27 protein-coding genes and 6 tRNA genes are annotated in these 23,042 nt (G+C 38.4%); 31 read left to right on the forward strand and 2 right to left on the reverse strand.

Annotated elements, in window-relative coordinates; genetic code table 11:
- Window positions 1-29: 29 nt before the first annotated feature.
- From hisA to E7276_RS05950, 20 genes are all read left to right on the forward strand, one after another.
- On the forward strand, window positions 30-818 hold the full coding sequence (hisA, locus tag E7276_RS05855) for a phosphoribosylformimino-5-aminoimidazole carboxamide ribotide isomerase (RefSeq protein WP_294214913.1): 789 nt from the start codon (window positions 30-32) through the stop codon (window positions 816-818).
- A gap of 33 nt (window positions 819-851) precedes the next feature.
- Entirely contained in the window at window positions 852-2,066 is a 1,215-nt protein-coding gene (locus E7276_RS05860) for an LL-diaminopimelate aminotransferase (protein ID WP_294214916.1), read from the forward strand.
- Window positions 2,067-2,206: 140 nt separating this feature from the next.
- Entirely contained in the window at window positions 2,207-2,812 is a 606-nt protein-coding gene (locus E7276_RS05865; RefSeq protein WP_294214919.1) for a GDSL-type esterase/lipase family protein, read from the forward strand.
- A gap of 124 nt (window positions 2,813-2,936) precedes the next feature.
- A complete protein-coding gene (locus tag E7276_RS05870; RefSeq protein WP_294214922.1) occupies window positions 2,937-3,155 on the forward strand; it encodes a cation transporter in 219 nt (72 codons plus the stop codon).
- Window positions 3,156-3,178: 23 nt separating this feature from the next.
- A complete protein-coding gene (locus tag E7276_RS05875; RefSeq protein ID WP_294214924.1) occupies window positions 3,179-5,053 on the forward strand; it encodes a heavy metal translocating P-type ATPase in 1,875 nt (624 codons plus the stop codon).
- Complete coding sequence (locus E7276_RS05880) at window positions 5,053-5,409, forward strand: ArsR/SmtB family transcription factor (RefSeq protein ID WP_294214927.1); 357 nt, start codon at window positions 5,053-5,055, stop codon at window positions 5,407-5,409. The genes E7276_RS05875 and E7276_RS05880 overlap by 1 nt, the downstream gene beginning before the upstream one ends.
- Window positions 5,410-5,546: 137 nt before the next feature.
- A tRNA-Pro gene (locus E7276_RS05885) sits at window positions 5,547-5,621 on the forward strand.
- A gap of 22 nt (window positions 5,622-5,643) precedes the next feature.
- Window positions 5,644-5,714, forward strand: a tRNA-Gly gene (locus E7276_RS05890).
- Between the two features lie 26 nt (window positions 5,715-5,740).
- Window positions 5,741-5,814 (forward strand) — tRNA-Arg (locus E7276_RS05895).
- A gap of 112 nt (window positions 5,815-5,926) precedes the next feature.
- A tRNA-His gene (locus tag E7276_RS05900) sits at window positions 5,927-6,000 on the forward strand.
- Between the two features lie 25 nt (window positions 6,001-6,025).
- A tRNA-Gln gene (locus E7276_RS05905) sits at window positions 6,026-6,097 on the forward strand.
- Window positions 6,098-6,150: 53 nt separating this feature from the next.
- Window positions 6,151-6,223, forward strand: a tRNA-Lys gene (locus E7276_RS05910).
- A 102-nt stretch (window positions 6,224-6,325) separates the two neighbouring features.
- Complete coding sequence (locus tag E7276_RS05915) at window positions 6,326-6,541, forward strand: DUF3791 domain-containing protein (RefSeq protein WP_028248494.1); 216 nt, start codon at window positions 6,326-6,328, stop codon at window positions 6,539-6,541.
- On the forward strand, window positions 6,538-7,020 hold the full coding sequence (locus tag E7276_RS05920) for a DUF3990 domain-containing protein (RefSeq protein WP_294214941.1): 483 nt from the start codon (window positions 6,538-6,540) through the stop codon (window positions 7,018-7,020). The genes E7276_RS05915 and E7276_RS05920 overlap by 4 nt, the downstream gene beginning before the upstream one ends.
- A complete protein-coding gene (locus tag E7276_RS05925; RefSeq protein WP_294214944.1) occupies window positions 7,020-7,247 on the forward strand; it encodes a hypothetical protein in 228 nt (75 codons plus the stop codon). The genes E7276_RS05920 and E7276_RS05925 overlap by 1 nt, the downstream gene beginning before the upstream one ends.
- Before the next feature lie 124 nt (window positions 7,248-7,371).
- Window positions 7,372-8,100, forward strand: a complete 729-nt coding sequence (locus tag E7276_RS05930) for a NifB/NifX family molybdenum-iron cluster-binding protein (RefSeq protein WP_294214947.1) — start codon at window positions 7,372-7,374, stop codon at window positions 8,098-8,100.
- A gap of 40 nt (window positions 8,101-8,140) precedes the next feature.
- On the forward strand, window positions 8,141-8,704 hold the full coding sequence (locus E7276_RS05935; protein WP_294214950.1) for an alpha/beta hydrolase: 564 nt from the start codon (window positions 8,141-8,143) through the stop codon (window positions 8,702-8,704).
- Window positions 8,705-8,815: 111 nt separating this feature from the next.
- Window positions 8,816-9,454 (forward strand): sugar O-acetyltransferase, encoded by a 639-nt coding sequence (locus tag E7276_RS05940; RefSeq protein WP_294214954.1) that lies wholly within the window; start codon window positions 8,816-8,818, stop codon window positions 9,452-9,454.
- A 3-nt stretch (window positions 9,455-9,457) separates the two neighbouring features.
- Window positions 9,458-10,552: a radical SAM/SPASM domain-containing protein gene (locus E7276_RS05945; protein WP_294214957.1), complete on the forward strand. Its 1,095-nt coding sequence runs from the start codon at window positions 9,458-9,460 to the stop codon at window positions 10,550-10,552.
- 111 nt (window positions 10,553-10,663) lie between these two features.
- Window positions 10,664-11,167 (forward strand): shikimate kinase, encoded by a 504-nt coding sequence (locus E7276_RS05950; RefSeq protein WP_294214959.1) that lies wholly within the window; start codon window positions 10,664-10,666, stop codon window positions 11,165-11,167.
- Here E7276_RS05950 and E7276_RS05955 read toward each other — a convergent pair.
- Window positions 11,164-11,868 (reverse strand): hypothetical protein, encoded by a 705-nt coding sequence (locus E7276_RS05955; protein WP_294214961.1) that lies wholly within the window; start codon window positions 11,866-11,868, stop codon window positions 11,164-11,166. The two genes, E7276_RS05950 and E7276_RS05955, sit on opposite strands and share 4 nt — an antisense overlap.
- 180 nt (window positions 11,869-12,048) lie before the next feature.
- On the opposite strand from E7276_RS05955, the gene E7276_RS05960 reads away from it, so the two are divergent.
- The 5 genes from E7276_RS05960 to E7276_RS05980 all read left to right on the forward strand — a co-directional run bounded on the left by E7276_RS05960 (window position 12,049) and on the right by E7276_RS05980 (window position 16,820).
- Window positions 12,049-13,287, forward strand: a complete 1,239-nt coding sequence (locus tag E7276_RS05960; protein ID WP_294214963.1) for a DUF6273 domain-containing protein — start codon at window positions 12,049-12,051, stop codon at window positions 13,285-13,287.
- Window positions 13,288-13,421: 134 nt separating this feature from the next.
- A complete protein-coding gene (locus E7276_RS05965) occupies window positions 13,422-14,135 on the forward strand; it encodes a zinc metallopeptidase (protein ID WP_294214965.1) in 714 nt (237 codons plus the stop codon).
- Window positions 14,136-14,153: 18 nt separating this feature from the next.
- On the forward strand, window positions 14,154-14,903 hold the full coding sequence (locus E7276_RS05970; RefSeq protein ID WP_294214967.1) for a GNAT family N-acetyltransferase: 750 nt from the start codon (window positions 14,154-14,156) through the stop codon (window positions 14,901-14,903).
- A 1-nt stretch (window position 14,904) separates the two neighbouring features.
- Window positions 14,905-15,741, forward strand: coding sequence for an AraC family transcriptional regulator (locus tag E7276_RS05975; RefSeq protein ID WP_294214969.1), 837 nt, complete (start codon window positions 14,905-14,907; stop codon window positions 15,739-15,741).
- Window positions 15,742-15,743: 2 nt separating this feature from the next.
- Window positions 15,744-16,820, forward strand: coding sequence for an RNase H1/viroplasmin domain-containing protein (locus tag E7276_RS05980; RefSeq protein ID WP_294214970.1), 1,077 nt, complete (start codon window positions 15,744-15,746; stop codon window positions 16,818-16,820).
- Window positions 16,821-16,861: 41 nt separating this feature from the next.
- On the opposite strand, the gene E7276_RS05985 is transcribed toward E7276_RS05980, so the two are convergent.
- Entirely contained in the window at window positions 16,862-17,239 is a 378-nt protein-coding gene (locus E7276_RS05985; protein WP_294214972.1) for a DUF4854 domain-containing protein, read from the reverse strand.
- Window positions 17,240-17,505: 266 nt separating this feature from the next.
- Between E7276_RS05985 and E7276_RS05990 the strand changes: the two genes are divergently transcribed.
- The 6 genes from E7276_RS05990 (at window position 17,506) to E7276_RS06015 (ending at window position 23,014) form a co-directional block, all read left to right on the forward strand.
- Complete coding sequence (locus E7276_RS05990) at window positions 17,506-18,990, forward strand: L-fucose/L-arabinose isomerase family protein (protein ID WP_294214974.1); 1,485 nt, start codon at window positions 17,506-17,508, stop codon at window positions 18,988-18,990.
- Window positions 18,991-19,262: 272 nt separating this feature from the next.
- A complete protein-coding gene (gene xylB / locus E7276_RS05995) occupies window positions 19,263-20,720 on the forward strand; it encodes a xylulokinase (protein WP_294214976.1) in 1,458 nt (485 codons plus the stop codon).
- Between the two features lie 126 nt (window positions 20,721-20,846).
- Window positions 20,847-21,215 (forward strand): GntR family transcriptional regulator, encoded by a 369-nt coding sequence (locus E7276_RS06000; protein WP_294214978.1) that lies wholly within the window; start codon window positions 20,847-20,849, stop codon window positions 21,213-21,215.
- 12 nt (window positions 21,216-21,227) lie between these two features.
- Window positions 21,228-21,917 carry an ABC transporter ATP-binding protein gene (locus tag E7276_RS06005; RefSeq protein ID WP_294214980.1) on the forward strand — a complete coding sequence of 230 codons (690 nt, stop codon included), beginning with the start codon at window positions 21,228-21,230 and terminating at the stop codon, window positions 21,915-21,917.
- A 12-nt stretch (window positions 21,918-21,929) separates the two neighbouring features.
- Window positions 21,930-22,679 carry a hypothetical protein gene (locus E7276_RS06010; RefSeq protein WP_294214982.1) on the forward strand — a complete coding sequence of 250 codons (750 nt, stop codon included), beginning with the start codon at window positions 21,930-21,932 and terminating at the stop codon, window positions 22,677-22,679.
- Window positions 22,680-22,807: 128 nt separating this feature from the next.
- Window positions 22,808-23,014, forward strand: a complete 207-nt coding sequence (locus E7276_RS06015; protein WP_294214984.1) for a hypothetical protein — start codon at window positions 22,808-22,810, stop codon at window positions 23,012-23,014.
- Window positions 23,015-23,042: the final 28 nt, after the last annotated feature.

Genomic DNA, 23,042 nt, shown 5'->3' on the forward strand with positions numbered 1-23,042 from the left:
TAAATTACTAGATGTTTGGGGGAAGGGATATGAAGTTTAGACCTTGTATTGACATTCATAATGGAAAAGTGAAACAAATTGTTGGTTCGACTATTTCTGATTTAGGGAAAAAGGATGGCCATCCAAAGGAGAATTTCGTGGCAGACAAGGGTGCTGCCTACTACGCGAAGCTCTATCAGAAAGATGGACTCAAAGGTGGCCACATTATTAACCTTAACATGATAGGCACTCCAGAATACGAAGCTTCTAAAAACGAGGCTATTTTAGCTCTTAGAGCCTATCCAGGAGGCTTGCAGTACGGCGGCGGCGTAAATGCTGAAAATGCAAGAGAGTATATTGAAGAGGGAGCAAGTCACGTAATCGTAACTTCTTATGTATTCAATAACGGAAGAGTTGATTTTGATGCTCTTTCTGAAATATCCCATATAGTTGGTAGAGAACATTTGGTGCTTGATTTATCCTGCACCAGAATCGATGATAAATTTTATATTGTTACTGATCGTTGGCAAAAGGTTTCTAAGGAAATTATTACATATAATTTCTTAGATAAACTCGCATTTTATTGCGATGAATTTCTGATTCATGCGGCAGACGTAGAGGGACGACAGAGTGGTATAGACAGAGACCTTGTTGGTCTTTTGGCAGGCTACACGAAAGTGCCAATCACTTATGCCGGTGGCGTTTCAGATTATGGTGATATCGAGCTTATTAGTTATCTTTCTGATAATGGTATGGATTTCACCGTTGGTTCAAGTCTCGATTTATTTGGCGGTAATCTTTCATATGAGAGAATTGTCAAAAGAATAGTATCGAGATAGGTTTTTTCGTTTTATGCGACATAGGAGGCAACAATGTTCAAGGTAAACACTAACTTTCAAAAGCTACCAGGCAGCTATCTTTTCTCAACCATAGCGAAAAAGGTTGCGGCTTACAACCAGGCTAATCCAAATGCGGATATTATTCGACTTGGTATTGGCGATGTCACTCAACCAATTGCTCCAGCTATGATTTCAGCACTTCATAAGGCTGTTGATGAGATGGCTGATGCAAATACTTTCCACGGTTATGCACCAGATTTAGGATACTCATTCCTTCGTGAGGCCATTGCAAAAAATGACTATCAGTCACGAGGCTGCAATATTTCTGCTGATGAGGTTTTTGTTTCCGACGGAGCAAAGTCTGACTCTGCTGATATTCAGGAGTTATTTTCAGCTGATGCTAAAATTGCTGTTTGTGATCCTGTTTATCCAGTATATGTTGATTCTAATGTTATGGCAGGCCGTTGTGGTACATTTGATGAAGCTACAGGTAAATGGTCTGACCTCATTTATATGCCAACAACAGCTGAGAACAAATTTGTTCCAGAATTTCCTAAGGAGACTCCAGATGTTATATATCTTTGTCTTCCAAACAACCCAACAGGAACAACACTTACAAAATCACAGCTTCAGCTCTGGGTTGATTATGCAAACAAAAATGGCTGCTTAATTATTTTTGATGCAGCCTACGAAGCATACATTTCTGAGTCTGATGTTCCTCATTCTATATATGAATGTGCAGGAGCAAAGACTTGTGCTATCGAGATTCACTCATTCTCAAAGAATGCAGGATTTACAGGCGTTCGTCTCGGCTATACAGTTGTACCTAAGGATTTGGTATTCGATGGAGTTGCGCTCCACGGAATGTGGGCTCGCCGTCACGGGACAAAATTCAATGGTGCACCTTATATTATTCAGCGTGCAGGAGAGGCTGTATATTCTACAGAAGGACAGGCTCAGATCAAAGAGCAGGTTGGATATTATATGAACAATGCAAAGACTATTTACACAGGTCTTAAGGATGCAGGATTTGAAGTATATGGTGGTGTAAATGCTCCATATATTTGGTTAAAAACACCTGACAAGATGACATCATGGGATTTCTTTGATTATCTATTAGAGAAAGTTCAAATAGTTGGTACTCCAGGAGCTGGATTTGGTCCATCTGGTGAAGGCTATTTCAGACTTACAGCTTTTGGTTCAGCAGAGAATACTGCTAGAGCTATTGAGCTAATCAAAAACCTTTAATAAAGGGGATACTTTTAGTAATGTTTTTGGAAAAATATGCGCGAAGTTTTTTCAAGAGAAAAATGGTGGTAGTCGGAGTTTCGATATTGCTTGTTATACTGTTACTTTTTAAAACTGGCTATCTAGGTGAGGGTAATAAAGTGAGAATTGCATGCGTTGGCGACAGCTTGACCTATGGCAGCGGTGTTTTAAAAACTCGCGAGACCAATAGCTATCCAGCAAAATTGCAGAAAAAGCTTGGAAATTCATATGAAGTTTTAAATTTTGGATTGAGAAATGCTACAGCTTCTGCACAAGGAGATTTACCTTATTTGGAATCTGAGGAATATGCTCAGTCTCTAGAAAGTAATCCAGATATCGTAATTCTTATGCTAGGCACCAATGATAGCAAAATCAGCAATTGGGACCCGGTGGAATACGAAGCAGGCTTACGTAAGCTTTTAGAGTCTTATATAGCTCTTGATAATGCTCCTACAGTATATCTGATTAGAAGTCCATATTGCTTCGCAGTTGATGGCTCAGATATTGCAGAATATACCATCCAACCTTCGGTGGTGGAAAATGAGATTGGTGCCATTGCAAAGACATTAGCAGAGGAAGAAGGAGTTTCATTTATTGATTTATATTCTGTAACAGATGGACAAAATGAACTATATACATCCGATGGAATTCATTTTAACAAATCAGGATATGAGCTTTTCTCATCTACTATATATCAATACTTACTAGAAGAAATAGAGGAATAGTAGTTAATAAAAAATTCACAATAAACCTGTTGACATATATTGTTGGCAGGTTTATATTTTATTTAAACATATGAACAATTATTCATGCGTTCAAACAATATGATTTATATTAGGAGGGAAAAATATGAAAAAGACATATAAGATTGAGGTTGATTGCGCTAATTGTGCTAACAAAATGGAAGAGGCAGCTAAAAAGACAGCTGGAGTAGCTGATGCTGTTGTTAATTTTATGGCATTAAAGATGTCTGTAGAGTTCGAAGAGGGCGCTGATGCAAAGGCTGTTATGGCTGAGGTCCTTAAGAACTGCAAAAAGGTAGAGGACGATTGCGAGATTTTTCTTTAATTAGTATTTATTAGGAGTCTACTATGAATAAAAAACAAAAGAAGGCATTAACTAGAATATTGATCGCAGCAGTGCTGATGATTATCCTTGTTTTGTCACCACTTGATAACTATCCGCTGGCGCGCTTTATTCTATTTATGATTCCATACTTCACTGTGGGATATGATATCCTACTAAAAGCTTTTAAGGGAATCAAAAATAAGCAGGTCTTCGACGAGAATTTCCTTATGGCAATTGCCACAGTTGGTGCTATAGCATTAGGAGAATATACCGAAGGTGTAGCGGTTATGTTGTTCTATCAGATTGGAGAGCTTTTCCAATCCTATGCAGTTGGCAAGAGCCGCAGAAATATTTCACAGCTTATGGATATTAGACCTGACTTTGCTAATGTCATGGTTGATGGAACATTAGAACAGGTTGACCCAGACGAAGTAGAAATTGGCAGCGAGATAGTGGTTCAGCCAGGCGAGAAGATACCTATTGATGGTGTTGTAATAGATGGCAGTGCTACTTTAGATACAGCAGCCCTTACAGGAGAGAGCGTTCCTCGTTCAGCAAAAATAGGGTACGAAGTTATATCAGGATGCATCAATATGTCAGGGGTTTTGACAATTAGAACTACAAAGGAATTTGGAGAGTCTACAGCATCAAAAATTCTTGATTTGGTTGAAAATGCATCATCAAAGAAATCTAAGCCAGAGAACTTTATTTCAAAATTTGCAAGAATATATACTCCAGTAGTATGTTATTCAGCTCTTGCATTGGCAGTGCTTCCGCCAGTTGTTAGATTGATTATGGGAATTGACCCATTGTGGACACAGTGGATTTATAGAGCTCTTACATTCTTGGTAATTAGTTGTCCATGCGCCCTTGTTATCTCCATTCCACTTACCTTCTTTGCAGGCATTGGTGGTGCCAGCCGAGCAGGAGTTTTGGTAAAGGGCTCCAACTACTTGGACGCATTGTCTCGTGCCAAAATTGTTGTAATGGATAAAACAGGCACTCTTACAAAGGGTGTATTTGAAGTTACTAAAATAGAAGCAAAAAACATTTCTAAGGACCAGCTTCTGGAGAAAACTGCAATGGCAGAGGCTTTCTCTAACCATCCTATTTCTAAAAGCTTAAAAGAAGCATATGGCAAGCCTATCGATACATCTGTAGTTACTGATGTACAGGAGATATCTGGTCACGGCATCAAAGCTACAGTTTCAGGAACAGAGGTCCATGTAGGAAATCAAAAGCTTATGACATCTATTGGCATTCAGGTAGAAGAAATTAGAGAGCCAGGCACAATTATCCATGTGGCAATGGATGGAAATTATTGTGGATATATATTAATATCTGATAAGCTAAAAGAACACTCAAAGATGGCAATATCAGGCCTTAAGAGAATTGGCGTTAGAAAAACAGTTATGCTTACAGGTGATAGCAAAAATGTTGCAGATATAGTGGCTACAGAATTAGGTTTAGACGAGGTCTTCGCAGAGCTATTACCTGCAGATAAGGTTTCTAATGTGGAGCGCCTTTTAGAGTCAAAGTCAGAAAAGGAACAGCTTATATTTGTAGGTGATGGTATTAATGACGCACCTGTTCTTTCTAGAGCTGATATTGGCGTTGCCATGGGTGGATTAGGTAGTGATGCAGCCATTGAAGCAGCTGATGTAGTTCTTATGGATGATGATCCTAATAGCATAGTAAAGGCTATTGGTATTTCAAAGAAATGTATGAGAATCGTATATGAAAATATCTATTTTGCAATAGGTATAAAGGTGGCATGTCTTATCCTTGGCGCAATCGGTGTCGCTAATATGTGGATTGCAATTTTCGCAGATGTTGGTGTAATGGTAATCGCTGTGCTTAATGCTATCAGAGCACTTAGAGTGAAAGGAATAAAATAATGGTAAAACACGCAGAGTGTTGTGACGAAAAATGTGTACATACAAATTTGGTAAATAAGGTTTTGGCGGAGCTTCCGGATGAAGATGCGCTATATGATCTTGCAGAGTTATTCAAGGTTTTTGGAGATAGCACGAGAGTGAGAATACTTGTGGCTTTATTTGAGTCAGAGTTATGTGTTTGTGATATCTCAGAGAGCCTTGGAATGACTCAGTCTGCAGTGTCACATCAGCTCCAAATTTTGCGCTCTAATAAACTAGTAAAAAGTCGTCGTGAAGGCAAGCAAATTTACTATAGTCTTGCAGATGAACATGTAGTAACAATCATAGCTCAAGGACTTAGTCATATCCTCGAATGATTTGTCGGAAAATCAGATATTTCGACCAAAATTCTAACAATTAAATTTCCAAAAAGTTGTTGACATTAGCTTGTTTCTCATATATACTCCTTATTGTTCGCAAGCGAGATATCAGAAACGAGCGGACAACAACCTATCGGGGTGTGGCTCAGTTTGGCTAGAGCACCTGGTTTGGGACCAGGGGGTCGCAGGTTCGAATCCTGTCACCCCGACTTAGAAATAAATAATTGTTATGCGGGTGTGGTTCAATGGTAGAACATCAGCCTTCCAAGCTGAATACGTGGGTTCGATTCCCATCACCCGCTTTTTATTTTCTAAGATATCTGAATATGTGTCAGTAGCTCAGCTGGATAGAGCAACGGCCTTCTAAGCCGTGGGTCGGGGGTTCGAATCCCTTCTGGCACATTTAACAATGTTTTTGAAAGCCTACTATCGCAAAGACATTGTTGAGCCTAAAACAGTTTACTGTTTTGTGACAGGCGAACATTCTTGTTTTATTAAACAAGTTAATGATATGGTGGGTGTGGCACAGCTGGTTAGCGCGTCGGATTGTGGTTCCGAAGGTCGAGGGTTCGAACCCCTCTACCCACCCTGTTGCGATAGCAACATCGCACGTTGGGCTATCGCCAAGCGGTAAGGCACCAGATTTTGATTCTGGCATTCGCTGGTTCGAATCCAGCTAGCCCAGTTTCTGGTCTATGCCTTTTTTATTGCGGCTTGGTCAGTCAACTAATTAAATATGGGGTTGTAGCTCAGTTGGTAGAGCACCTGACTTTTAATCAGGTTGTCGGGAGTTCGAGCCTCCTCAGCCTCAGCAATGAAAGCCTTCAGACTTATGTCTGAAGGCTTTTTCTTTTATGTAGGAATCTGTTATATTATTTATGTAGGAGTTAATTTAACAAAGGAGATTAAATAGATGAATCAAGAATCTTTTTCGTTTGTAATCTACATGATTCATGCTTGTGCTAATAAGTGGGGGAAACTACCATCCGAGGTTTATACTATGCTTAGTAGTGTTGATTGTATAAATAATTATTTAGTTAAGCATTTTGATATAATTCATACTCAAAGCACATCCTATGTTATTGATGACATTACAGATTATTTAAATGCAAGAGGTGTTAAAATATGATTGTTTACCATGGCGGAATTGATGTAATTAAGAAGCCAGATATTAATCACTCATATAGACCATTAGATTTTGGTAAAGGTTTTTATATTACTACAGTTAAGGAACAGGCTGAAAAATGGGCTAGAAGAAAGGCTGATATCTTTGATAAGGAAATGTCTATAGTTAACTGTTACGAACTGAAAGCTGATTATGATTCCTTTAACGTAAAGACATTTCCAGATGATTTGATAGAGTGGATAGATTTTGTATGCTCATGTAGAGATGGAAATGAAGAATATAAACAATATGATATTATCATTGGAAAAGTAGCTGATGATAAGGTTTTTAGAGTTGTAGATATGTATCATCAAGGCATCTGGGATAGAGATAGAGCTTTGAAAGAAATCAAGGTATATGAAACTTATGACCAGATAGCTTTTATATCACAAAAAGCTATAGATAATCTTTTGTCTTATAGTTCTTCATATGAGGTTAAATAATGGATGATAAAGTATTAGAACAGGTATACCAGGAAAGCTTGGAAGAGAGATTGATTTCTTATATAGCAAAAGAAAACAATATTTCTCTAGAGAAAGCAATGGCTATCTATTATGGTAGTAAGCTTTCAAATAAAATACATCAAGGAAAGGAAGGAATGCAGTATCTAGACTATAAGGTACTAGCAGATATACTAAAAGAAACAGAGCCAGAGTTGTTTGAAAAATAGTCTTCAATATGAAGGCTCTTTTTTTCGTGTTGTAATAGGTAATAAGGCTTTAAAGGTTTTTGACATATGTCAATATAAATGATATATTTTAATCTGACATATGTCAGAAAATGGAGGGATAGTTTTGCCTAGATTACCAAAGCGTAGAAAAATTAATAGTTTTCCAGACCACTATAGTTTTGTGCCTGAGAATACAGATGCTCTAGAGTTTGAGACTGTGACCTTATCTCTTGATGAGTATGAAACAGTTAGACTATTGGATGCAGAGGGCATGAATCAGGAGGAGTGCGCGGCTAGTATGGGTGTGTCACGTACAACTGTGACTGCTATGTATGAGAGCGCTCGAAGGAAAATTGCAAAAGCATTGGTAAATGGAATGCGTATTCGTATTTCCGGTGGTAATGTGGAGATGAATCCTAATCCAGAGTTTTCTGATATAAATGTAGAGGTAAAAGGAGATAAAATAATGAGAGTAGCAGTAACTTATGATAATGGAAACGTATTTGGACATTTTGGAAGAACAGAAGAGTTCAAGGTATACGATATTGAGGATGGCAAGGTAGTTAACTCTACTATTGTTAGCACAAATGGAGAGGGCTGTGGCGCTTTAGCTGGTGTTCTTCGTATCGCTGATGTAGATACACTTATCTGTGGTGGTATCGGTGGCGGTGCTGTAATGGCACTTCAGGAGGCTGGCATTAAGCTTTATGCAGGAGCTTCTGGAAACACAGACGAGGTAGTAGCTTCATTTATTAATGGAACACTTGCTGCTGTTGGTGAGGCTAACTGTAGCCATCATGATCACGAGCATGAGGCAGGTCATACTTGCCACCATGGTTCATGCCATCAGTAAGATTAAGATTTTAACAATAGTTTAAATAATAGGAGAAATCATGGAAAAGAAGTTAGTAGTAGTTTTCCCTGGAGTTGGGTATCACAGTGATAAACCATTGCTTTACTACACAAAGAAAATAGCAAAGAATTATGACTACGAAATTCGTGAAGTGAAATACGATATAGCAGAGTTTAAATCATCTAGAGAGTTTGATGCCAAAAAGGCAATGGCTGCCTTGGATGCTGCTTTTTTGCAAGTGGATAAGACACTTAAGGATATTAACTTTGAGCAGTATGATAGAGTTATTTTTGTGGGAAAAAGCATTGGCACAGCCCTTATGGCTAAATATGCTATGACATACGAAATTGACGCTGAAATGATTGTTTATACACCTATACCAGAGACATTTGCATTTTTAGGTGCCTGCGAAGGACTTATTTTCCATGGTAGTGCTGATCCCCTCTGTGATACAGAGATGCTTGAGCAATTGTGTGATCAGATGTCGCTTACTTATGCCATAATTCCTAATGCTAATCATTCACTAGAGACTGGTGATGTTGTAGAGGACATCAGAAATTTAAGCAGAGTAATGCAGGCGGTAGATAGAATATTTAAATTGTAGTCAGAATAAACAGTTTTTCTTACTTGAAAAAATAAATCAACGTGATAAAATATAATTGTGCACAATAGATATTGCAAAAGAGTAGGTATTAAATAGGGGGCACAGAGCAATATGAATGAGGAAGAAAAGATACTCAGCGGGAAGCTGTACACACCTGGTGATTCAGAACTGGTAGCGATGAAGCTAAAAGCACATAATCTCAGCATGGATTACAATATTCTTCATGAGGATGAGACCGAAAAAAGGAACGAGATTCTTAGAGCTTTGTTTCCGGATATGGGAGAGAAAAATTTCTTTCAAGGACCAATTTACATACATTATGGTCGTCATACTCATATTGGCTCAGGCTGCTTTTTCAATTTTAATACTACTATTCAGGATGATGGATCAGTGACCATAGGAGATAACAATAATTTTGGCCCAGGGCTTACAATTGCTACTCCCGTTCATCCAATGATTGCCCAGGAGAGAAAGGCCAGAGAATTACCAAATGGAATGAGAAAGGGCTTTTGCTATGCAAAGCCGGTCACAATTGGTAATAACTGTTGGTTCGGTGCAAATGTCACAGTATGTCCAGGTGTTAGCATAGGAGATGATTGTGTCATAGGTGCAGGTTCAGTGGTAACAAAGGATATTCCCTCAGGGACATTTTCTGCAGGTGTTCCTTGCAAGGTTATTCGAGAAATAACAGAGGCGGATTCACTGAGAGGTAATGTTGATTTATTAGGAGAGTATGCAGACATTTTTTGAATTATGAAAGATAAAAATTTTGACATTCAGGGCTACATGACAAAGGGCGTAGAGCGAATAGTGAAGGATTCCCTTCGTGCCACGTTAAAGGACCCAGCTGAGAGTATTTTTATGGCTACCTTTGCGGCAGCCTCTAAAAAGGCATCAAACACAAGACTTAGATACAAAAATGAGGGCTTACACGTACCCCCATTTTTGATTGCTTCCATTACAAGCAACTGCAATCTTCACTGCGCAGGTTGCTACTCTAGACAAAATGAAGCAACTAAGGATTGTGCGCCAGTTGACCAGATGACTGGTGAGGAATGGGGAAAAGTATTTGCTGAAGCAAAAGAATTAGGAATTAGCTTTATTCTTTTAGCTGGCGGTGAGCCACTTCTCCGCAAGGATGTTATAAAGTCTGCGGCGGAATACAAGGATATCCTTTTCCCAATCTTTACAAATGGTGTATTCATTAGTGATGAGTATTTTGAGATGTTTAATAAGCATCGCAATCTTGTTCCAATAATGAGTATTGAGGGACACAAGGAAGCTACTGATAATCGTCGTGGCGAGGGCATTTACGACAAACTAATTTCCAATATGGAAAAGTTTAAAGAAAAGCATTTGATTTTTGGAAATTCAGTTACAGTAACTACCGAAAATTTTGATGATGTTCTTTCTGACGACTTTGTATCAATGCTGGGCGGTTATGGCTGCAAGGCTGTAATATATGTAGAATATGTTCCAGTGTCGGATGAGAGCAAGAATTTGGCGCTTTCAGAGGAGCAAGAGGGGCAGCTTAGAGCGAGAATAGCTGAGCTAAGAGAACAGTATCAGGAAATGGTGTTTATTTCCTTCCCAGGAGATGAAAAATCTTCAGGAGGCTGTGTGGCAGCAGGTAGAGGCTTCTTCCATATCAATTCTCATGGTGGAGCAGAGCCTTGTCCATTTTCACCTTATTCAGATACAAATGTTAGAGAAGCATCTCTTAAGGGGGCTATTTCCTCACGTTTGTTCAAGGTATTGCAGGATACAGATATATTAATGGATGACCATGTAGGTGGTTGTGTTTTATTTGAAAAGAGAGATCAGGTTCAGGCAATACTACAGCAATAAACAGATTTAAATCCTAGGAGCAATCCTAGGATTTTTTTAATTATTTATTATTGAAAGACCTAAGTCCTTTATGGCATAATGTTTCTTAAATTTGTACAGGAGTATTAGGCCATGAGAGACAACATAGTTTTAATCGGAATGCCAGGAGTTGGCAAAAGCACACTTGGTGTAGTGCTTGCAAAGGAGTTAGGATACGAGTTCGTTGATGCAGATTTGCTTATCCAAAAGCAGGAGAAGCAGCTGTTAAAGGATATTATTGCAAGCAAGGGTGTGGATGGATTTTTGGCAATTGAAAATCAAGTAAATGCCAACATTCAAACTACTAAGACAGTTATTGCAACAGGCGGAAGCGTTATTTATGGCAAGGAAGCTATGGAGCATCTAAGGAAAATTGGAACTGTTGTATACCTAAAGCTTGATTATGAAACTCTTGATAGTCGACTTGGCAGCCTTAAGGGACGTGGTGTTGTCTTAAAGGATGGACAGGATTTACAGGCTCTCTACAATGAACGCATACCGCTATATGAAAAATATGCAGATGTAATTGTTGATGAGGGAGGTCTTGATTTAGAGCAAACTCTTGATGAGGTATTAAAAAAGTTGCAGAACGCTTAGCGCTCTGCAACTTTTTTGTATCCAGTCTTTACTAACCATTTCTGGTCAATGATTTTGATTTCTTCGCCAAATAAAATGTGAAGTCTTACAGATGATGGCTGCTGCTCGATTTCTTTAACAGTGCCTTCGCCGAATTTTGGATGACTAACAGTGTCACCAACTTCGTATTTAATTTTGGCATTTTCCATATTTTTGTAAGCACGTTGTGTGCGGTAAGTATCTAACATACGAACCTGATTGTGGTCTACATTTGGACGTGTGAGAACTGATTCATAATCTATCTTTTTGATGCTTGCATCTTCGATGTAGTAATCAGAAGGAACTGCACCAATTAATGAACAGCAATACTTCCATGCACTGCCGTGTACACCTGGCTGCCAATTATATTTGTCAGGGATGCTAAGGTGGTGTGCCATGTAGTGTGCGTATTCATGCTTGTAAAGATTAATGCGATCATTTTTGCTGATTTGCTCATTCATGCAAAAGCCAATGAAAAAGAGTGAGAATTGAAATTGTTCTTCATTATCATAAGATGCTGGTAAGTAAGAACCGAGAGCCTTCTCATCCATGCCAAAGGTGATTGGAAGTTCAGCTCCGTGTAAGCCTAATTTGTGATCAAGAACTGAATAAAGAGCAGTTATTTCAGCACGAAGAATAGGCTCTTCATCGTGCAATAATTTTAGCATATCTTTTTTAGTCATTATCATACTCCTTAAAAAACGAACTGCAATCAAGTATAGCAAGGAATTTATACACAGACAATTACCAGTTTCACAAAAACGTGACATTTTAATTTTATGTTTGCTATTTACTTAGTTTCAAAAGTGCCGACATATAGTATGAAGGTGTAAGTAGATTTATGCCTTTTTGGAGGTGCGCATATGAGAAAAACAATAAATAGATTAAAACGTATATTAACACTCACTTTGGTGATTTTCATGGGTACAGCGTTAATAGGTGTTTCTTTAAATGCTGATGCTAAGAAAAAGGCCAGTTCCTCAACATATGCTGAGGGTGATGACATAGCTTTTGGTACACTAGACAACACCATTATTAACTGGACCATTCTTACATATGACGATACTACAAAGATTGCCTTTGTTGTTGCTAGAAAAACACTTACATCAAATTCTATCACCTCCTATAAGCAGGCAATTATAAATAGTTATCTTCAGTCGGGTACTTCGGCAGGATATGTACAATGGGCCGACAGCTACTGGAGAGGTTGGTTAAATCAGGTATTTTACTATAATTCCTTTACAGAAGCTGAGCGTGCCATGATTCAGCAGACACCTCTTACTACTGCAGATGCTCAAAAGAGTATTATGAATTTCTATCATGACACAACATTGGATTCATATTATGTGGCAAATGGTGTAAAGAATTCACTAAATATGAATATTTATAATAACCAAACACCAACCAATGACTATATTTTCTTCCTTTCATCGGATGAATTTACTGATAATCTTGATAAAATAAAATTTGAAACCACCGCCCAGTGGCCACTTAGAACTAATTCTTATGATGACCCAGCTAAAGGTCTATATGTAAATGACACAACAAAGCTTGTCGATAGACAGTTTTTCTATATGGGAACTGGAATCAGACCTGCTATGTACATTCAGCTAGGAGAGCCTGAAGCTACAACTGATAGTAGCACGGATAGTACAAGCACAACTGCTACAACAACTGATACAGCTAGCACAAAATCTACGGCGGATACAACAACTACTAATTCAACAAGTGATACAACTACAACTGCTAGCACTACTACAAGTACTGCAGCAACTACCTCTACAACTCAGAAAGCTAGCGGTGGAAGTAGTCGAAGTTATGCCAACAATGCTACTAATATAGGCAATATTAATTTGCCTGATGATGCATCCTATGAATTATCCTCAGGTTCATCTGCTCAAGTGGCGTTGAACACCGATTATTTAAATAGCACTGATAAGGAATATAATGTGACTTATACGTCCTCGAATGCAAGTGTTTTTACAGTTGATTCAAATGGAGTAATAACATCTGCTGGTAAGGGAACGGCAACGCTTACAGTTCGAATGAAAAAATCAAATGGAAAAGTCTATACAATGACCTGCCGAATTGATGTTACGTAGCAAAGTTTTTTTCATCCTGCTCCAAATGGGGCAGGATTTTTTTATAGATATTTAATATTTTTTTATTAGTAATCCAAGGTCATAAGCTATATACTATGTATAGAAAAGGTTCATATACATAAGGAGGACTTAAAATGTATTACGGTTATGGATACGGTTACGGATATGGATTTGATTGGACTATTTTACTTGTATTAGTGGGAGCATTGATTAGTGGTCTTGCTACAATTAACGTAAAGAGTACATTTAGTAAATATAATAAAATGAGAAACTATCGTGGTCTTACGTCTAACCAGGTTGCAGAGCAGATTTTGCATTCTGCTGGAATTTATGATGTTAGAATAGAAAGAATTCGTGGTAACCTTACTGATCACTATTCGCCAAAGGAAAAGGTGCTTAGACTTTCTGATGCAGTTTATGGTCAGACTAGTGTAGCAGCTATTGGAGTAGCAGCTCATGAGTGTGGACACGCGATTCAACATCAGGAAGAATATGGCCCACTTAATTTACGAGCAGCATCAGTTCCACTTGCTAATATTGGTTCATGGGTATCATGGCCTGTGATTTTAATTGGATTACTCATTGGTTCTACACCACTTGCACAGTTTGGTATTTTCCTTTTTGCATTTGTAGTGTTCTTCCAGCTGATTACACTTCCTGTTGAGTTTGATGCCAGTGCTAGAGCCCTTAGAATTCTCGATCAGTACAATATATTAGAAGGCCAAGAGCATGCAGGAGCTAAAAAGGTTTTAAAGGCTGCGGCCCTTACATATGTAGCAGCTTTATTTACTACAATTTTACAGCTTGCTAGATTGGTTTTGATTGTTAATAGCAGAAGCAGAGATTAGCGAAAGTTGGAGAATAGCTTGACTTATTTGCAGGACATTCAAAGAATAACTAAAAAAGAACTATTGCAGCCTGACTATCCCAGTGGAACATTGGTAATAACAGATAGCCAGGCTGTTATTGATGAATGCCTCAGGAGAAAGCTACCGGTTGCTGCTTTTGAGCATGATAGCGTTTCTAATCTAAAATGCGATTATATTCTTATGGATGTGGATGATGTAGATGATATCGAGTTCGAAAATATTTATCGTAGATATATGGGGATTCCTCTTGATATAGCCCAAACTGAAAGAACCTATATCAGAGAATTTGCTATGAAAGATTTGGATGATTTGTTTGAGCTATATAATAAGCCGGGAATCACCGAATATATGGAACCTCTTTTTGAGTACGAAAGAGAGCGCCAATATGAGGAAAACTACATCGAATATGTATATAAATTATATGGTTTTGGAATGTGGTTGATTTTCGATAAAACTACCAATAAACTAATAGGTAGAGCTGGGATTGAGGTGCGTGAGACCTGTGAAAAGGAAAATCAGGCTGAGCTGGGCTTTTGCATTGCCTCTGATATGTGGAGAAGGGGACTGGCTTACGAAGTTTGCACATGCATAATCAAAATCGCTAGAGAAAAGTATGGGCTTACTAGCTTAATCGCACGATGTGATCCTGATAATAAGGCCAGTAGAGGTTTGCTGACCAAATTAGGTTTTTATCAGATTGGCTCTGAGCCAGATGGTGATTTTCGCTACTATAGGGAGATTATTTGATATGGATTTAAAGTCTTATCAGCATGAGGTGGTGGTAACAGATGCGGGGTTGCCATTCAAATTGTTTTCTTTTGAGGGGGCTAACGGTGGCTATGTTAGAGATAAGCATTGGCACCGTTCTATAGAAATATTTGCGGTGTGGGAAGGTCGTTTGGAGTTTTGCCTTCATGACAAAAAGGTTCCTCTCTCAAATGGTGAGTTTGTAATTGTAAATAGCAACGAGGTTCATAGTATTTCTGCCCCGAATCCTAATAGGACTGTTGTGCTTCAGATTCCGCAGGATACTTTCGCTGATTATTTTACAGATGATCAGTTTATATGGTTTTCCCATGGGGACAGAGAATCTGACCATCGTGTGTTTACACTTCTTCAGGAAATGTATTTGATTAATTCTAACGGAGAAGAGGGAAACAAGCTTCAGGTCCTAAGCCTGTACTACGAGCTTTTATATTTGCTTGTTACCAAATATCGCAAATTCAATGTAAATGATGAAATACTAAACAGCAATAAACAGCTGAAAAAACTATCAAATATTACTAGATATATGAAGGATCATTATGCTGAGCCTTTGTCCCTTGAAATGATGGCTGATCAGTTTAATTATTCTCCATCTTATTTGTCTAGAATGTTTCAAAAGGATGCTGGGATTAATTTCAAGGATTATCTTTTAAGCATTAGACTAGAACATGCAGTTAGGGAGCTAGAGGAGACTGGTGGACAGATAGTGGACATTGCTCTTGGTAATGGATTCCCAAATTCTAAAGCTTTTTCAAATGCTTTTAGAGATAAATATGGTGTTTTGCCTAGTGAATACAGAAAAAATAAAAGCGAGGATTAAATATGGCAAAAAAGTATTATGCTGTAAAGGTTGGTAAGAAGCCTGGGATTTACTGTTGTGAATGGAGTCAGGTGGAGCCTTTAATAAAAGGATATTCAGGCGCTAAATATAAAGGATTTACTTCTAGAGAAGAGGCGGAGGCATTCATGAATGATGCAGCAGTCGATTCTGGAGTAAAAAAGCCTGCAAAGGCATCAGCAGGAAACGTTGATGTTAATATAGTTTCACCTAAGGAAGCTTTAGAAAACTTAAAAAAGGTAAAAGTGGATATTGGTAAAAATCCTGAAGGAAGGGTTGAACAATGCTCCATTCGGTCGGATAAGGTTAGAAATAGATGGGTGGACACCTGCAGATTGATAGATGAAATGCTTCAAAATGCCTATTCTAACCCTGTGGATGTACGGGATTTTGCCAATAGAAATGATGTTCAGAATTTGGCTCGTAAATATGGCATGAATCTTAACGAAACAGCTGTTTTTGATGATATAGCCAAAGAGTTTGATGCTGTAGCTTTTGTTGATGGCGGCGGAAATAAGGGCGCTGGCGATGATATTATTGATTTGGGAATTGAAGGAGAAAACCTTGAATACGCTAGCTCAAAAATAGTATATGGAGTTGTACTGTGTAATTTAAAGCAAAAAACAATTACTTTATATAGATATGTAATGGACAGAGCTATTGAATACAAAGACTTTTTTAGACAATCAAATGTTGCTGGAGAAGAGCTTGCGGCATTATTAGCAATGTATATTTTCAAAAAAGAAGGCCTAGAAAAAGTATGTATTTATCAGGACAACAATTTGCCTGCAAAATATTATTCAGGTAAGTTCAAAGCCATTCACAATAGGAATGACGCTCCGGGACAGATATTTATTAACAGCAGTATAGATTATCTTGAGGATGGAATGGATATTAATTTCCTTTACGTCCCTTCTGAACATGAATGTGCTTCTAAAAAGGATAAATTGGAAAAGGGCAGAAAAATGTATGAAGCCCAGGATATCATAAAGCTCTCTTTTGACCAGGCAGAGTTTTTCAATGGTATTTCAGATAGGTTAGCAGATTATAATATTGAGTAAAAAAAGAGCATCGCAATTTGCGATGCTCAAACTTTTTTAAATTAGAATGTTGCGCTGTAGATTTCGTTTCCGTCACCGTCAACGTATACGATAACCATTTCAACATCAACATCTGTTTCTTTTTCGATTAACTCTTTTGAAGATTCGAATGTAGAACTCATGCTGTCCATTGTGCTCTCTAACTGCTCTGCAAGTGCATCCTTTTCTTCGCCCTCATATGAACCGCCGATATCGAAAGTATAAGTCATTGTGTTTTCCTCAACCTCGATGTCACACATATCACCGTATGTTTCAGTGATTTCCTGCCACTCATCATCATGCTCATCGAAATAAGCCTCTAATGTCTTTGGCTTTCCGCATCCAACTAAAAGTACAGCGGCCATTAATGATGCTACTAAGATTCTAGATAAATTTTTCATATATATGTCCTCCTTGTGGTTCCCACAAACCAAAATACTATAGATAAAGCATACAAAAGTCAATAGATATTGCTAAAAAAATACACAATATTACACATTGTGTGTAGCTTTATGGTTTATTCCTAATTTTTATTAGGACAAAAAAATGACATCACATAGTAAAGATTTAAAAGTCTACAAATGTTTTTGTTTGCTATTATAATTTTACAAATCAGGAAAAATTTGTTGAGATTTAACAACTGAAAGTATTAAGGAGGGTAATAACTATGACAAACATGCCAAATGTAAAAATTGGTGTAGTAGCAGTTTCTCGTGACTGCTTCCCAGAAAGCTTATCTGTAGACAGAAGAAAGGCGCTCATCGAAGCATATACAAAGAAGTATGGTTCAGAGCATATCTATGAGTGTCCTGTATGTATAGTAGAAAGTGAAATTCATATGGTACAGGCTCTTGAGGATATCAAGAAGGCTGGATGTAATGCACTTTGTGTATATCTTGGAAACTTTGGTCCAGAAATCTCTGAGACACTTCTTGCAAAGCACTTTGATGGACCTAAGATGTTCTGTGCAGCAGCAGAGGAGACAGGCAATAGCTTATTAGATGGTAGAGGAGATGCTTACTGCGGTATGCTTAATGCATCTTACAACCTTCAGCTTAGAAATGTTAAGGCATATATCCCTGAGTATCCAGTCGGTGATGCTGAGGATTGCGCTGACATGATTCATGACTTTGAGCCAATCGCTCGTGCAGTTATCGCACTTTCAGATTTAAAGATTATCAGCTTTGGTCCACGTCCAATGAACTTCCTTGCTTGTAATGCACCAATCAAGCAGCTCTACAACCTTGGTGTTGAAATTGAAGAGAACTCAGAGCTTGATCTTTTCGAAGCATTCAACAAGCACGCTGGTGATAGCCGTATTCCAGAGGTTGTTGCAGATATGGAGAAGGAGCTTGGCGCTGGAAATAAGAAGCCAGAGGTTCTTGAAAAGCTTGCTCAGTATGAGCTTACACTTAAGGATTGGGTAAGAGATCACAAGGGATATCGTAAATACGTAGCAATCGCTGGTAAGTGCTGGCCTGCATTCCAGACACAGTTTGGTTTCGTTCCTTGTTATGTAAACTCTCGTCTTACAGGTGAAGGAATCCCTGTATCATGTGAGGTTGATATCTACGGATGTCTTTCAGAGTTCATCGGTACAGTTGTATCAGAGGATGTTGTAACACTTCTTGACATCAACAACTCAGTACCAAAGGATATGTACAATGAGGAAATCAAGGGTAAGACAAATTACACACTTGAGGATACATTCATGGGATTCCATTGCGGAAATACATGCTCTAGAAAGCTTGCATTCTGCGAGATGAGAAACCAGAAGATTATGGCACGTACTCTTCCTGTAGAGGTTACAAACGGAACACTTGAAGGTGATATCGCTCCAGGTGAAATCACATTCTACAGACTTCAGTCTACAGCTGACAACAAGCTTCGTGCTTACATTGCACAGGGTGAAGTTCTTGATGTTCGAACAAAGTCATTTGGTTCAATCGGTGTATTTGCAATTCCTGAGATGGGTAGATTCTATCGTCACTGGTTAATCGAGAAGGGATTCCCACATCACGGAGCTGTTGCATTTGGTCACTACGGAAAGTCACTCTTCGAAGTGTTCAAGTACATCGGAGTGGACGTAGACGAAATCGGATACAACCAGCCTGCAGGCGTACGTTACCCTACAGAGAATCCTTGGAGATAATTTAAACTGAGTAGTGACTGACGTGTAGTTTTTCATGCTCCCGCAGGGCACCCCTCGTACTCGAGCTAGGCAACTTTCCGCTATGCGGCGCCCTCCTAGCTCGGTACGATACTGTCTCCGTTTCACTACGGTCGGTGCTTAACAAAGGTCCACAGGACCTTTAGCACCCCTGCTCGCGCTTGCCAAGACTTTGAGTCAGTCACTTTTTATTTATACAAGATTATAGTAGATAACGCCTTGAGGCGTGGTTTTACGAAAAAGGAGAATGGAAAATGTATTATATTGGTGTAGATCTTGGTACTTCCGCAGTAAAACTCCTTCTCATGGAAGGTAACGGAAAAATCGAGAAAATCGTTTCAAAGGAATATGACCTTAGCTTTCCACATCCAGGTTGGTCTGAGCAGAAGCCAGAGGATTGGTGGACTCAGGTAATTGCAGGACTTAAGGAGCTCACTTCAGAGGTTGATAAGACAAAAGTTGCTGGTATTTCATTTGGTGGCCAGATGCATGGTCTTGTTACTCTTGATGCAGATGATAATGTGATTCGCCCAGCAATTCTTTGGAATGATGGACGTACAGGAAAAGAGACAGATTATCTTAACACTGTAATAGGAAAAGATAAGTTGTCTCAGTATACAGCAAACATTGCATTTGCAGGATTTACAGCACCAAAGATTCTTTGGATGCAGGAAAATGAGCCAGGGCTTTGGGCAAAGGTTGCAAAGATTATGCTTCCAAAGGATTACATTGCTTATAAGCTTTCAGGAAGCTTCTGCACAGATTATTCTGATGCCAGCGGCATGCTTTTGCTGGATGTAAAGAATCGTTGTTGGAGCAAGGAAATGATGGATATTTGCCATGTTTCAGAAGCTCAGCTTCCAAAGCTTTATGAAAGCTACGAGGTAGTAGGCACAATCAAACCAGAGGTTGCATCAGAGCTTGGCTTTACTAATGATGTAAAGATTATCGCAGGCGCCGGCGATAACGCTGCAGCTGCTGTTGGTACAGGCACAGTTGGAGAGGGCAAATGTAACCTTTCAATCGGTACATCAGGTACAATCTTTATCTCTAGCAAGAACTTTACAGTAGACCCTGCAAATGCACTTCACTCATTTGACCATGCTGATGGTGGATATCACCTTATGGGATGTATGCTTTCAGCAGCATCATGCAATAAGTGGTGGATGGATGAAATCCTTAAAACAAAGGATTACCCTGCAGAACAGGCTGGTATCAAAAATCTTGGAGAGAATCATGTATTTTACCTTCCATACCTTATGGGAGAACGTAGCCCACACAACAATCCTGATGCTCGTGCTATGTTCATCGGCATGTCTATGGATACAACACGTGAGGACATGACACAGGCAGTACTTGAAGGTGTTGCCTTTGGACTTCGTGATTCCCTTGAGGTAGCTCGTTCACAGGGCATCAAGATTGAGCGCTCTAAGATTTGCGGTGGTGGCGCTAAATCTCCATTATGGCAGCAGATTATAGCTTCTGTTATGAATCTTAAGCTTGATATTCTCGAGAATGAGGAAGGACCAGGACTTGGTGGTGCTATACTTGCAGCAGTTGGTTGCGGAACGTACGCTTCCGTTGAGGAAGCGTGCCAGGCGATAGTACGAGTAAAGGAAACTATAGAGCCTGATCCAGAATTGATTCGTAAATACGAAGAGAGATATCAGGAATTTAAGAAGCTTTATCCTACAGTTAAATCATTATTCTAAAAACATTGGCCTGTAGCCGGTTTTTTAATTATCTGAAAAAATTTTAAAAATTGTATTGACAACTTTAATACCCTAGTGTACTATTCATATAGTGCACTAGGGTATTGTTATTAAGAGGAGTTATAAATGTTAAAGTATGAAACAAACGCGCCAATTTATTTGCAGGTTGTTGATGCAATAAAGCTTGACATTATCAATGGCAAGCTAAAAGCGGGAGACAAGCTACCATCAGGTCGTGATTTGGCGATTCAATACACTATAAATCCTAATACCGCCGCTAGGGTTTATCAGGAATTGGAACGTCAGGAAATATGCTTTACAAAACGAGGTATGGGTACCTTTGTCACAGAAGACCACCAAAAAATAATTGAGTGCAGAAAACAAATGGCTGATGAAACCTTGCACAGGTTTTTAATTGGCCTAAAGGAGCTTGGAATAACCAAGGAAGAAGCAATTGAAATGATTAACGAAGCAAATGACATTTGCTTAATTTAGGAGGATGATGAAATGCTAGAGAGTGTTAATGTAACGAAAAAGTTTCTTAACAAAGTGGCAGTGGATAATGTATCTATGACTTTAGAGCCAGGACATATTTATGCACTACTTGGACCTAACGGAAGTGGTAAGACCACATGGATGAAAATGGTTGCAGGTCTTATCAAACCAACCAGCGGAGTAATTTTATACAAGGGGGCTCCTGTTAGTATTGAGTCTCGTAAGGAAATTGCCTACATGTCTACTGAGCCATATTTTTATGATTGGATGACAGTTTTAGATGTTGGCAAATACTATCAGGATTTCTTTGGAGATTTCGATTTTAATAAATATGCTAGATTGATTGATCTGATGGAATTATCCATGGATTTAAAACTTAAAAACCTTTCTTCAGGTATGATGGCCAAGCTTAAAGTTGCTGCAACAATGGGACGTAACTCAAAAATCTACATGCTTGATGAACCTTTAAATGGAATTGATTTATTAGCACGCGACCAGGTTATGAAGGCTGTTCTCACAGAGACTTCTCCGGATAATATTCTTATTATTTCTAGTCATTTGGTAGAAGAACTTGAGTCAGTAGTAGATAGAGCCATTTTTATTAAGGAAGCAAAGCTACAGGGTATCTATGACTTGGAGCTTATGAGATCAGGCTCAGGAGTATCTATTGCAGACAAGTATCGTGAAGTATACGCTAGATAAGGGAGGTCAAAAATGGGAAAGCTATTAAAATATGAATTTCGTAAAACACTTGGAATAAAAATGATTATTCTCGCAATAACAGCTGTTATTGAGGCATTTGTTTTAATTGGATTATACACAGAAAGTGAAGATACATTTGCAATTTCTACATGCATTTTAGTTTTAGAATCATTTGTAGCCATCATACTTATTGGTATCTATGGAATTAGATTACTACATAAGGATTTAAATACAAAACAAAGCTATATGCTTTTTATGACACCTAACAGCAGCTACAAGATTCTTGGATCAAAGGTTATCGAAAGCGGTGCATCTATCATAATTGGTGGATCCTTCTTCATCGCTCTTGGAGCGCTTGATGCAGTACTTATTTCAGCAAAATATGGTGAATTAGAAGAAATGTTTGATGCATTGGGATACTTTTTCTCTGACTTAGTTAGACTTGATAGTGGTGTAGTAATAACTAGCCTCTTCTCAATGCTTGTTTCTTGGTTATTTGTAATCACACTTGGATTCTTCGCAGAAGTAATTGCAGCTACATTATTAAATGGAAGAAAGCACAGCTCGATTCTCAGCTTTATTATCTTCATTGTAATCTTAATTGTAGTTAGCAATGTAGTTGCTAATGTTGCTCATCCAGGTAGTAGCTCTTCGTACATTTCTATATCATATAATATAATTAACATAGTAATCTACGCACTATTATCATTAGTTATGTACTTTATAACAGCATGGATTATGGACAACAAGCTTTCAGTGTAGTTATCTAATGTTGTTATAAAATGTGAAAATATTGTTAAAAATCTGTGAATAATAACAATTGAATATAACCTCTCTACTGTATATCATATAGACCGTTGTTTTTTGTGTGAAAGTAGAGAGGTTATTTTATGTTAAGCATTCTTATGTTAGTAGTTTTTAGTTTAGCAACATTATTTTTCATCGGTTTTATCGTAGAAAATGCAACTTATGCAAAGCGTTCTATTGCACTAGAAGATACAGCTTGCATCATTAGAGCCGTAGGTGCCATCATCGTAAGCGTACTTGCAGTTACAGCCCTTTGGCTTCAGGCTTGTTACTACTTTTTCTTTGCATAATAAATTGCTCTTAAGCGCTCCCTTTGTG

The organism is Pseudobutyrivibrio sp., assembly GCF_015057185.1.
Taxonomy (GTDB): Bacteria; Bacillota; Clostridia; order Lachnospirales; family Lachnospiraceae; genus Pseudobutyrivibrio.